Source organism: Mesorhizobium sp. M4B.F.Ca.ET.017.02.2.1, assembly GCF_003998955.1.
Lineage (GTDB): Bacteria > Pseudomonadota > Alphaproteobacteria > Rhizobiales > Rhizobiaceae > Mesorhizobium > Mesorhizobium abyssinicae.
Window position 1 is genome coordinate 1 of the sequence record NZ_RZOF01000204.1, and the last position, 11,359, is coordinate 11,359.

9 protein-coding genes, 1 tRNA gene and 1 pseudogene are annotated in these 11,359 nt (G+C 63.3%); 6 read left to right on the forward strand and 5 right to left on the reverse strand.

Features of this window, described 5'->3' with window-relative positions; genetic code table 11:
- The coding region (locus EN738_RS21915) for a YcbK family protein (protein ID WP_127285541.1) at positions 1-864 on the forward strand (864 nt) is incomplete at its 5' end.
- Positions 865-1,039: 175 nt separating this feature from the next.
- A tRNA-Glu gene (locus tag EN738_RS21920) sits at positions 1,040-1,113 on the forward strand.
- A gap of 147 nt (positions 1,114-1,260) precedes the next feature.
- On the opposite strand, the gene EN738_RS21925 is transcribed toward EN738_RS21920, so the two are convergent.
- Entirely contained in the window at positions 1,261-3,186 is a 1,926-nt protein-coding gene (locus EN738_RS21925; protein ID WP_127285542.1) for an adenylate/guanylate cyclase domain-containing protein, read from the reverse strand.
- Between the two features lie 191 nt (positions 3,187-3,377).
- Between EN738_RS21925 and EN738_RS21930 the strand changes: the two genes are divergently transcribed.
- Positions 3,378-4,250 carry a FecR domain-containing protein gene (locus EN738_RS21930; RefSeq protein WP_127285543.1) on the forward strand — a complete coding sequence of 291 codons (873 nt, stop codon included), beginning with the start codon at positions 3,378-3,380 and terminating at the stop codon, positions 4,248-4,250.
- A 146-nt stretch (positions 4,251-4,396) separates the two neighbouring features.
- Here EN738_RS21930 and EN738_RS21935 read toward each other — a convergent pair whose 3' ends face one another.
- The 4 genes from EN738_RS21935 to EN738_RS21950 all read right to left on the reverse strand — a co-directional run bounded on the left by EN738_RS21935 (position 4,397) and on the right by EN738_RS21950 (position 8,463).
- On the reverse strand, positions 4,397-6,601 hold the full coding sequence (locus EN738_RS21935; RefSeq protein ID WP_127285544.1) for an adenylate/guanylate cyclase domain-containing protein: 2,205 nt from the start codon (positions 6,599-6,601) through the stop codon (positions 4,397-4,399).
- Positions 6,602-7,314: 713 nt separating this feature from the next.
- Positions 7,315-7,611: a DUF982 domain-containing protein gene (locus EN738_RS21940; RefSeq protein WP_127285545.1), complete on the reverse strand. Its 297-nt coding sequence runs from the start codon at positions 7,609-7,611 to the stop codon at positions 7,315-7,317.
- Positions 7,612-7,724: 113 nt separating this feature from the next.
- Complete coding sequence (locus EN738_RS21945) at positions 7,725-7,961, reverse strand: hypothetical protein (RefSeq protein ID WP_127285546.1); 237 nt, start codon at positions 7,959-7,961, stop codon at positions 7,725-7,727.
- 115 nt (positions 7,962-8,076) lie between these two features.
- Positions 8,077-8,463, reverse strand: a complete 387-nt coding sequence (locus EN738_RS21950) for a hypothetical protein (protein WP_245478495.1) — start codon at positions 8,461-8,463, stop codon at positions 8,077-8,079.
- A 236-nt stretch (positions 8,464-8,699) separates the two neighbouring features.
- On the opposite strand from EN738_RS21950, the gene map reads away from it, so the two are divergent.
- The 3 genes and pseudogenes from map to EN738_RS21965 form a co-directional block, all read left to right on the forward strand.
- Complete coding sequence (gene map, locus EN738_RS21955; RefSeq protein ID WP_127285547.1) at positions 8,700-9,527, forward strand: type I methionyl aminopeptidase; 828 nt, start codon at positions 8,700-8,702, stop codon at positions 9,525-9,527.
- Positions 9,528-9,558: 31 nt separating this feature from the next.
- Positions 9,559-10,329, forward strand: coding sequence for a DNA repair protein RadC (gene radC / locus EN738_RS21960; RefSeq protein WP_127285548.1), 771 nt, complete (start codon positions 9,559-9,561; stop codon positions 10,327-10,329).
- A 590-nt stretch (positions 10,330-10,919) separates the two neighbouring features.
- A pseudogene (locus EN738_RS21965) lies at positions 10,920-11,126 on the forward strand (JAB domain-containing protein); the annotation flags it as partial.
- Positions 11,127-11,359 lie beyond the last annotated feature (233 nt).

Genomic DNA, 11,359 nt, shown 5'->3' on the forward strand with positions numbered 1-11,359 from the left:
ACGCAGGCCGTCGCGCAGCAGGTCGCCGCTGGCGATGCCGCCGCGACCGCAGCCAAGCCGCAGGCCGAGGCCGCCGCGCGGCCGATGAACAACGGCGTCTACGTGACCGCCGGCGAAGCACCCCAGCAGCCGATCGCCGCGCCGAAGAAGGGCCTGTTTGCCTCGCTGTTCAGCACCGCGCCGGCGTCGGCGGCGCCCACGCCGCTGGTCAACACGCGCTCGGGCGAACAGCCGGCGGCCGCCAAGGCGACTGCGCCCGCCAAGCCGATCATCACGCTCGCTTCCGCCACCCCGGCCGAAAAGCCGGTGCAACTGGCCTCGCTCGACGACCCGAGCAACCACATCACCGGCGCCGATGCCTTGCCCGGCGTGCGCCAGACGGCGCTGTTCGAGATCAAGCGCAAGTCCGGCATCGACGACGAGAGCGACGTCGACCTCAACGAGGATGAGGGCGGCTCCTACCAGGTGGCGTCGGCCGCCGGCATGGCGCGGCTCGCGCCCAACGGCCTCTTGAAGCAGAACGAAAGCGTCGACGTCGCCTGCCTGAAGCCGTCGCTGGTGCGGGTGCTGAAGACGATCGAGGGCCACTATGGCCGCAAGATGGTCGTCACCTCAGGCTATCGCGACCCGTCCCGCAACCGCCGCGCCAACGGCGCCAAGAATTCGCTGCACATGTATTGCGCCGCCGCCGACATCCAGGTTCCCGGCGTCTCCAAATGGGAGCTGGCAAGCTACGTCCGCTCCATGCCCGGCCGCGGCGGCGTCGGCACCTACTGCCACACCGAATCCATCCATGTTGACGTCGGTCCCGAGCGCGACTGGAACTGGCGCTGCCGCCGGCGCAGCGGCGGCGGCGACGGCTGATCCTTCACCAGCCTTGCCGATTGCCGGCACTGTTTCCGAAACCGCTTGGGCTCGAAACCCATCCCTCGGCGTGCCCAAATCGCGATTTTTGCCACTGTTGAAAAAAGTTGTCGCAGGCGGCGGCAGACGGGTTGCCGGTTGCGAACAACGCAATTATAAGCCGCTTCATCTGAGCGCGCCCATCGTCTAGCGGTCAGGACACCGCCCTTTCACGGCGGTAACAGGGTTCGATTCCCCTTGGGCGTACCAAATTCCCAAGTGCCTTGATTTCATTGAGTGTTCGAAGACGCTTCCGAACAAACGAGAGAGCTGTTCCACCGAGCGCAGCGCTGTGTTGTCCTCGCAGTCCCCTGTGCCCCCCACAGCCGTCATCGCAATCCTGTACGGGAAGTGGCGCTAAGCTCCACCAGACCGCGCTTCGGGCGCGCTGGTTGATCGGCCTTCCGCCTCGGCCAAGCTGATCTCCAGGCGCTCGATCAGCGCCCGATAGCGCGGATGATCGCGCAGCGGATTCATATCCACGTCCTGCGCCATCCAGTGCACTTGCTGCAATCCAAGCTGCGGCACGCTGTGCTCCAACGTGTCGATCGCCTTTTCGACGGCGCCGATCGCCGCCAGGAAACACGCGACATTGTAGTGGCTGTTGTAGTCCTCCGGATCGATGGTGATCGCGCGCTCGGCCCACTCAAGGGCGCGTTCCTCCAGGCCGAGATTGTGGAGGATGTAACAGCCATAGGCATAGGCTGCCCCATCGTCCGGATACAGTTGCATGGCTTTCTCGATGCGGGTCAGCACCCCCCGTGAAAGCCTGTGGGCCTCCTCCTCGTCGCCCAGGGTCTTGCGGCAATCCCACAGCATGCACATCGCACCATAGCTGTTGCGATCGACCTCCGCCGCCTTCTCATAGGCGGCTGCGGCCTCTGCAAACCTGCGCTCCATGCGCAGCACGTCGCCCAGGGTCCTGTGCGCCTCGTAGAGATTGGGATCGAGCGCGATTGCTCGCCGGCAGGCAACGCCTGCCAACTCGATCTGCTCCTTCTGGAAATGTGCCATCGCGTCGGCCACGTGTGCTTCCGCCAGCGTCGAGTCCAATGCCAGCGCGCGCTGCGCCTCGGCGCTTAAGGTGACGAGATTTGCGCTGCGATCTCCGGATCTCAGCAACATGCCTTCAGCCAGCGCCAGCCCGGCCCGCGCCAGCGCGTATTCGGGATCGATCTCGAGCGCTCGCTGGTAGAGGCGTCGGGCGGAAAGGTGATTGCGACGGCCCAGACGCAGGAAATGCTGCCGTCCCATCAGGTAATATTGATAGGCTTCGACGTTCTCGGTCGTGCGCTTGCCGATGGCAGCATGCTCGGCCGGCATCAGCCGGATTTTCAGGGCATCGACGATGGCCCGCGCGATCTCGTCCTGGAGCGCAAATATGTCGTTGAGATCGCGGTCGTAGCGCTCGGCCCACAGATGATGCCCACTCATCCCGTCGATCAACTGCGCGGTGATGCGAACGCGACTACCCGCCTTGCGCACGCTGCCTTCCAGCACATGCGAAACGCGCAATTGCCGCGCCGCTTCGCTCACGTCCATTGCCTTGCCTTTGAGGGCGAAGGTCGTGTTGCGCGCAGTGACCGCCAATGCGCCGACCTTGCTGAGGTCCGTTATGATGTCCTCGGTGATTCCGTCAGAGAAATATTCCTGCTCGGGGTCGCCGCTCATGTTGTTGAAGGGAAGGACGGCGATCGACGGCTTGGCCTGGGCGGCCGGCTCGGTTTTCTCTCGAGCGATCGAGGCAATGGATCGGGGCGGCGCGTCTGCGAAGAGGTCGACGTTATAGACCCTGACCGGCCGCTCGATGTTCTTCAATATCTGCTCGCCCGTATCCTCGAAGGCCAAGTCGAGCCGGTTGCCAACATTGTCGCGGACCGAGCCGGATACTGCTACGCCCCCCGGCCTGGCCATGCTCTCGATACGCGCCGCGATGTTGACGCCGTCGCCGTAAATGTCGTTGTCCTCGACAATGACATCGCCGAGATGGACGCCGATGCGGAACTCGATCCGCCTGTCTTCCGAAACGTCGACATTGCGCTCGCGCATTTTGCGCTGGATCTCGGCGGCACACGCCACGGCGTTCACCACGCTTGGGAATTCGACCAGCATGCCGTCGCCGGTGAGCTTGACGATCCGCCCCCGGTGTTCGGCAATCTTGGCGTCCGCCATCTCGCGTCGGTGGGTCTTCAGCGCCGACAGCGTGCCCGCCTCGTCCAGCCCCATGAGCCTGGAGTAGCCGACCACATCGGCAGCGAGGATCGCGGTAAGCCGGCGCTCCATTAGTGAAGTCCGAGTTGTTCAGAGAAGTCCAAAGTATCAGGTTCGATGGTACGTGCTACATGGAAATTCCGCTGCCGCAGCCCTTGGGCACCAGGAGGGATTGTGGCTCTGCCCTACTCCATTTGAGGTATGCCCTGACGTAAGGACAGCCTTTTGCGCATGTGCTAATAAGCCATGGCAGGAGGGATGCCATGCCGTCCTTGAGGTGGGCTGCTGTTGTCGCGCTTGCCGCGACGCTCAGCAATACGACACCGATAGCCGCCGCCGAAACAGTCGGCAAGGCCGTCGTGATCAAGACTGCCGTCACCGGCGCAACCGGACCGCTGGTGGTCAGCGCGCCCGTTCATCGGGACGAACGTATCAGGACATCCAATACCGGGCTTGGCCAATTCGTGTTCCTGGATGGCACCAAACTGGCTGTAGGGTGGGGCTCTTCCGTCGTCATCGACAAGTACGTCTTCAACGATGATAATTCGGTGAAGAACCTTACTATCCGCGCCGCCAAGGGAACGTTTCGCTGGATAAGCGGAAGCTCGTCCTCGTCCGCCTACCAGATCGTCACGCCCGCGGGCACGATAGGGGTGCGGGGAACAGCATTCGACGTTCACATCGCGCCCAACGGCAAAACCGCCGTCGTGCTCCTGAAGGGGTCGGCTCGGTTCTGCAGCGGTGGCGGATGCAGGGAACTGAAGCAGCGCTGCGATTGTGTGGTCGCGTCGCCATCAGGCGCAATGAGCGACGTTACCAAGGTCAATCGATCTGTGCTCACCGCACTCGGCACCCAGCGGGCGTTGCCGTTTCTGACCGGCACTCAGCAGCTTTCGGGAGGCTTCGGTACCGGCGGAAATTGCGGGCTTAAGGTCGCCATTCAGCAGGAGCATACGCCGCGGCCGCAGCAGCAACGGGCGCCCAGTCCACCCAGTCCGGGCACACCCAATCCGCCGGATCCGCCGGACCCGCCGGCCCCGCCAACGGATGACGGCAACAACGGTCATGGAAATGACCCGGGCAAGCACGACCCCAGCAATCCCGGAAAATCCTACGGTCCTGGCCGAAAATACTGATAGGGCAAGCGCAACAGACAGCCGCTCTTTTTCCTGGCGCGTCCTGCGCTCGGCTTCGCTGGCCGGTCGGGGCTGAGTCCTTCTAGATCGGTGTGGCCGAAAAAGAGCAGCGAGCGCGGCGGCCAACTGCCGTGTCCAAATGCAGGTCAGGAGTTGGAGCCGAATTGTTGCTCCGCATAGCCGGCAGTCGCTTCCACCCCCGCTCCCGCCCGTTTGGCAAGAAAATCATCCGCTCTGCGCGATATCCTGCCATAGAAGTCCTGCAAGCCCGCCGGCAAGCCCGCGGCCTTGGCTTTGGCCGCCGCGATGATCTTTCGGCTGCCTGGCGAGCGCGAACGCAACGCCTCGATGAGCTTGCCGTGCAGAAGCCGCAATTCCGCAAAATCCGGCGACGAGGCAACACTTTCATCGCCGACGACGGCATTGATTCTCGTCCTCGCCCTTTTTCCCTTGAGCTCCAGCGATCCCGCGTCGAGGAAAGCCCAGCCTGGCAGCGATCTTACGGTGTCGTCGGACGCGAGGATGTCGAAGCTCACCGTCTTGCACACCGTCTCGATACGCGCTGCGGTGTTCACTGCGTCGCCCACCGCCGAATAGTTGAATCGCGACTCAGCACCCATGTTTCCCACGCAGGCGACGCCGGTATGGATTCCGATGCCGATGCGAACCGCCTGCTCGGCCCCGAATCCGAATGCGTCGCTTTCGTTGAGGCGGGCAATCGTCTCGCGCATGGCCAATGCCGCGCGAACGGCTTTGGCGGGATGATCGGCGACATCGATTGGGGCATTCCAAAAGGCCATGATCGAATCGCCGATGAACTTGTCGAGTGTGCCTTCGTTGGCGGTGACATGACGGCTGAGCGCGTCGAGAAGCGTGTTCAGAAACCCCACGACGGCGGTGGGCGGCAGTCTTTCGCTGATCTCGGTGAAGTTGCGTACATCGACAAACATCACGGTCAACTCGCGGTCGTCGCCGCCAAGACGAAGCGCGTCGCGGGTGTGCTCGATACGGTAGAGCAGCGATGGCGACAAATATTGACCGAACGCCCGCCGGATAGCGCGCCGCTCCCGGTCAGTCACCAGGAAGCGGAAAGAGGTGGTCGCGAAATGCGTGATCGAGCCCATGACGATTGGCGCAAACGGGTCGAACAGCAGTCCCGCAAGCGAAAAGGCAAGCCATGATGCAACGAGCGCCATGCCGGTGATCGCCAGGCCGCAGGCGAGAGCAATCGCAGGGCTCACGAAAATCGTGAGAAGCACCAGAAGGCTGCCCAGCATCGCGATCGACGCGATTTCCAGCCCGTTTGCCCAGTCGGGCCGCGACAGATAGTGGCCGGACAGCACCTGTTCAACCATCTGCGCGTGGAGCGAGACGCCCGGCACGTTCTCACCGAGCGCCGTGACACGAATATCCTGCAGCCCGGCGGAGGAAGTGCCGACAAACACGATGTTGCCTTCGATCGCGGCCCTTGTTTGGGGCGAGACGCCATTGGGTGCAAGCACGTCCTTCGCCGAAACATACCGTTCCGCCCTGTCGGGGCTGACATAGAGCCAGAGTTCGCCTGCCGAGGTCACCGGGATAACGAAGTCGCCGATCTTGACGGAGGTCATTATGCCCTGCCCCTCGGGCGCGCCGGCAATCAGATAGGTGGAGGCGCCCTGCGCTACCCTCATGGCTTCGAGAGCAAGACCCGGATAAAGCTGCTCGCCATCACTCAGAAAGAGTGGAGCTGTCCTCACCACAGCGGTCGATTTGCCTGGATTGAGGCTGATATGTCCGATGCCGGCGGCATTGGCCTCAAGCTGCGGCCGCAGCGGTGTGGCTGCCTTGATATGGGGAGGAGCATCGACCGGGCTCTCGCCGGTAAAGGCAATGCCAGCCTTCACCTGCGGGTGATAGGTCCCTTCGTTGGAGATGCCGTAACCCAGGACAACCGGCTTGCCGGCGATCGACCGGGCGAAGATCTCGTCGTTGTCGGGCAGGCGATCGAGCAGGGCAGGATCGATGCCTGGCACGTCGCGGACAACAGTGCGAGGCGACAGACGATCGGGCTCGGCGAAAAGGATGTCGAATGCGACGACTGCCGCGCCAAGCTCCGCCAGTTTATCGACCAGGGCGGCCATGCGATCCCTGGGCCACGGCCACTGCCCGAACTGCCGCAACGAAGCCTCGTCTATGTCGACCACGCGGACGGGCATCGCCTCGAAGCTGCGAGGTGCCAGCCGCTGATATTGGTCGAAAGTCGCTTCGCGGGCGAGTCTCAACGGCTGCGGGTCGCTCGCCCGGACAATGGTCAGCGCCGCTACCAGCGACAGGCCCAGGACGACGCCGGCCAACTGAGCGCGTGTCATGACCTCTGCACCAGTTGCTGAGCCGCGTCCTGCATGGTCCCGCCGGGAAGTAGCTTCTCGAACCCCAGGCTAGGCTGCATTGTTCCCGGCGAAAGCGCAATCGCTAACCCTACCGCCCTAAGGAGTAGTGCAGTTCTGGCGCTGGCGACTTGCGTAGCCACGACGAACCCAACCGCCGAAAACGCGAGATCGCGCCTCGGACAGAAACGCGCTGTTAAGGCCGTTCGCGGGTGACAGGAGTCGGCCTCCGCTCGAAAGTGTAAAGTTCGGCCTGCTCTCAGCCGTGGAGGCGGGAATGCATTTGCTTCGGATGGCACTCCTGTGCGCGGCCATTGTCGGCTTGGCAGGGCCGCTGGCCGTTAGCGCTGAGGAGCAGCCTGCTCCGCCGAACGGGCAAGCGGTGCCAGAGCAGCCGTCAGTTCATTGCGAGGGGCAAAATTGCCTGCCCCCGGCCGAGGACCCTGTCCTGGAGTGCAAGGGGCAAGACTGCGCGCCGGCTCCAGCGACGGACCAGACGCCAGCTCCGGAGATTGAACAGGTCAAGTGAGCAAGCATCAGCCGGAACCTGGAACAGGCAGTCGAGCGACGTCGACCGAATGGGCACAAGGTGCCTGCGCTTTCGCGAGGCGCCTGGAGGGCTTCAGGGTTGGGACGGCGACAAGCCGGACCTGAAATTCAGCCGCTAGATGCCGGCAAAGGCGGACGATGCGAGCTTAGGCCCGCAGTCCCCTCGCCTCGCCGCCGCGCTTACCGGGAACCATCATGTCCCTGGCGAGCAGGCCGCTGACGCGGCAGAACGCCATGAACGCGCGGCAGGCATCCTCGGTCTTGACCACGTCCACCGTGGCGCCGAAGCAGGCATTGAAGGCGGCCTCATGGACCTTGCCCTGGCGGCGGGCCGGCCAGGCCTGCAGGAAATCCAGCGCCTGCTCGACGCCGTAGATCTCCTCGACCGGCAGGCCGGGCGCCGGGGTAATGCGCACCGGCACCTCGAATTGCAATCTGTCCATTCCAAGTCTCCCCGACCGGTGCTGTCACGGCACCGGCGTTCGTCCTGAAAAATCGCTTTGGCCGGGCTTTTGACTCAGGAATGTGTCCTGAGTGCGGTAAGCCCGGCCTGCGCTCATTGGTTGGCCGGATCGGTCTCTGCCTCGAAAGCCATGCGGCTGACGAAGAACAGGGCGTAGGCCGAGGGCACGGCGAAAATGGCGCCGAGCACCATCGCCGCTGTTCCCGCCATGCCGAGCGTCTCGGCGACCGCCCAAAAAACGGTTCCGATGCAGATGATCACCTGGACCGAGAGAAACAGCGCGGCCGAGACACCGCGCGTCAGTGTCTTGAATGTCTTGATGCGTTGCATTGAATATGTTTCCGAAAATGGCGCGCCACGCGGCGACGGACGGCCAACGGCCGCCGCGCGGTTCGCGACGCGAAAAGTGGGGAATGGTTGAAGGTGCGGTCTGGGACCGCTCAATTCAAGCGAAAGGCGGCGCGCGCGGCTGGTTGGTGCTCGCCTGCCGGGCGGAGGTGGCGGCTGGAGCGGCCGCCGCCTGGATCGGCGAAACCTGGTCGACGAGGAGTGCAAGGGTCGCCGGCGCAAGCGCGCCATTGGCGCTGCCCAGGAACTTGACCGGCAGCGCCCGGCCGGCGCGGATTTCGAGCGCCTGCGTCTTGCCGGTGATGCGCAGCAGCGCGACCTGGTCGCCCTGCCGCGCCACGCTGATGCCGGCGCCGCCCGAAGCGGCAGCGCTGATCGCCTGTTGCTGGGCGAGACCGAGCAGCGACACCAGCAGCAGGGCCATCAGCCCCGAGCAGGCCGCCCTGATCGCCGACAGCGATGAGTTTGCGCGCGCGTACGCCATCAAGTCTCCAACTCTTCCCTTCGCCTACCCCGTCGAGCTGCAAAAGGAAAGCGCTGCGCCGACCCGGGCGCCGGACCAGGCGGCGGCTTGGACATCCTCCGTAGAGGCCAAATAGAGCGGGCTTAAGTCCGTCAGCGGCAGTTCGTCCTTGAACCTTGCGGCTTCCGGTGCCAAATCTGGGAAGATTTTCGCGACGGCTCGCATCAGGAGCCAACCCACCCGGTAAACGGACGTAAATGGTCACCTATCTCGACGCCGCCACGGCACCGCTCAGAAACACCGGCCAGATCCGCCTCTATGGCGAGGAAGGCTTTGCCGGCATGCGCAAGGCCTGCGAACTGACGGCACGTTGCCTCGACGAGCTGGTGCCGATGGTCGCGCCCGGCGTCACCACCGAGACGATCGACCGCTTCGTCTACGAGTTCGGCATGGACCATGGCGCGCTGCCGGCGACGCTCAACTATCGCGGCTACACAAAATCGTCCTGCACCTCGATCAACCACGTCGTCTGCCACGGCATTCCCGACAACAAGCCGCTGAAGGATGGCGACATCGTCAACATCGACGTCACCTACATCCTCGACGGCTGGCACGGCGATTCCTCGCGCATGTACCCGGTGGGCACCATCAAGCGCGCCGCCGAGCGCCTGCTCGAGGTCACCCACGAGTGCCTGATGCGCGGCATCGCCGCGATCAGGCCCGGCGCCCGCACCGGCGCCATCGGCGCCGCCATCCAGACCTATGCCGAGGCAGAGCGCTGCTCGGTGGTGCGCGATTTCTGCGGCCACGGCGTCGGCCAGCTCTTCCACGACGCGCCCAACATCCTGCACTACGGCACTGCCACCGAGGGCGTCGAGATGCGGCCGGGCATGATCTTCACCGTCGAGCCGATGATCAACCTCGGCCGCCCGCATGTGAAGGTGCTGTCGGACGGCTGGACCGCGGTGACGCGCGACCGCTCGCTGTCGGCGCAGTACGAGCACACGATCGGCGTCACCGACACCGGCTGCGAGATCTTCACGCTCTCGCCGAAAAAACTCGATCGGCCTGGTTTACTCGCCTAGTCTTCCCTCAATGCCTTCGGGGGGCGGGTTCATGGGAAAAACCGGCGACGACGAGCGGGGATTTTTCTCCGAGCGGTGGATCGAACCGCCGGCCGGCAAAGCGGCGGCCGAAAAGAAGGCGACACCAGAACAGCCGCACTATCATGGCCATCGCGACCGTTTGCGCGAGCGTTTCACGGCCGCCGGTCCCGACGCCCTCCCCGACTACGAGCTTCTCGAACTGCTGCTCTTCCGGCTGATCCCGCGCGTCGACACCAAGCCGATCGCCAAGGCCTTGCTGGCCCGCTTCGGCACCTTCGCCGAAGTGCTCGGCGCGCCGGTTGCGCTGCTGCAGGAAGTCAAGGGCATCGGCCCTTCGGTGGCGGTCGACCTGAAGGTGATCGCCGCGGCGGCGCAGCGCATGGCGCGCGGCGAGGTGCGCGGCCGCGAAATCGTCGCGAACTGGACGCAGCTTCTCGACTATTGCCGGTCAGTCATGGCCTTCGAGAACCGCGAGCAGTTCCGCGTGCTCTTCCTCGACAAGAAGAACGGGCTGATTGCCGACGAGGTGCAGCAGGTCGGCACCGTCGACCACACGCCGGTCTATCCGCGCGAGGTGGTCAAGCGCGCGCTGGAACTCTCGGCCAGCGCCATCATCCTGGTTCATAACCACCCCTCCGGAGATCCGACGCCGTCGCGCGCGGACATCGAGATGACCAAGCAGATCATCGACACCGCCAAACCGCTCGGCATCGCCGTCCACGACCACCTCATCATCGGCAGGAACGGCAACGCGAGCATGAAGGGGCTGCTGTTGATTTAAGGCTGGAGGCCGGCATCAGCGCGCGCGTACAAGCCTATTGGCGCCCCCCCGAAACACTGCGCCCGAAATCAGCTGAAGGATTTTGAATTTGTCAAGCATGCTACGAGAGGACCGCTCACCATTGCGAATCACGGTCACTCGACGGCGAGATGCATAAATATTTTAGGTACCACTAGATCTATCTTGCGATAAAATCATGCCATTAATAATTTCATATATTATCACCAATGGGTGCATAGTTAGATGATCGGAAGGAAAATCTTCTCTGTATATAGATTTCATACAAGTCGCGTACACCCCCAGAAGCTCGTATAAATCATCATCTTCAATAGAAGATCTAGGGAGACCTTTGCGAGTCCTGGCGGCACTATAACTATAAAGCTCTATCAGACCATTAATCGCGCTGGAGAGATATCTTCGATCGAGCGCCATTTCATTTCTGGAGGCTAGAGTATCCAGATGGCTCATTAAGGGCCTAAATAGCTCAGTGCCTTGATCGGGGGTATTCATTGCTTCCACCCATCCCACGGCTTTGGTCCCAATCCCAAACCTTGAAGCCAGCCCTCTGGGTAGTCAATACCGCCACAATCATTGTCAAGCGCGCGCTGGAGCTTTCGGCCAGCGCCATCATCCTGGTCCACAACCACCCCTCCGGCGATCCGACGCCGTCGCGCGCGGACATCGAGATGACCAAGCAGATCATCGACACCGCAAAGCCGCTCGGCATCGCCGTCCACGACCACCTCATCATCGGCAGGAAAGGCAATGCGAGTATGAAGGGGTTGCTGCTGATCTGAGCTCGGTGTCGATCTCCGCCCCGCGCCGGCGACATGGCTCGACGAAGGCACAAGTAGCAGGACAGCTCTTCGCCGCAACCTCGTTCCTTTCGCATTTGACGCATAGCGGACTCCTCGTCATGCTGGGGTGATGACAAGGGGCGTGCTGTTGGACCTTGCAGGCGTCATCTATGATGGCGGGACCGCCATACCGGGCGGCGTCGACGCTGTCGCTCGATTGCGCCGGGCTGGCC

Coding starts and splice junctions, on each gene's coding strand:
- EN738_RS21925 (WP_127285542.1), bottom strand. CDS start 3,186: ATGGAGCGCCGGCTTACCGCGATCCTCGCTGCCGATGTGGTCGGCTAC.
- EN738_RS21930 (WP_127285543.1), top strand. CDS start 3,378: ATGCCGTCCTTGAGGTGGGCTGCTGTTGTCGCGCTTGCCGCGACGCTC.
- EN738_RS21935 (WP_127285544.1), bottom strand. CDS start 6,601: ATGACACGCGCTCAGTTGGCCGGCGTCGTCCTGGGCCTGTCGCTGGTA.
- EN738_RS21940 (WP_127285545.1), bottom strand. CDS start 7,611: ATGGACAGATTGCAATTCGAGGTGCCGGTGCGCATTACCCCGGCGCCC.
- EN738_RS21945 (WP_127285546.1), bottom strand. CDS start 7,961: ATGCAACGCATCAAGACATTCAAGACACTGACGCGCGGTGTCTCGGCC.
- EN738_RS21950 (WP_245478495.1), bottom strand. CDS start 8,463: ATGGCGTACGCGCGCGCAAACTCATCGCTGTCGGCGATCAGGGCGGCC.
- map (WP_127285547.1), top strand. CDS start 8,700: ATGGTCACCTATCTCGACGCCGCCACGGCACCGCTCAGAAACACCGGC.
- radC (WP_127285548.1), top strand. CDS start 9,559: ATGGGAAAAACCGGCGACGACGAGCGGGGATTTTTCTCCGAGCGGTGG.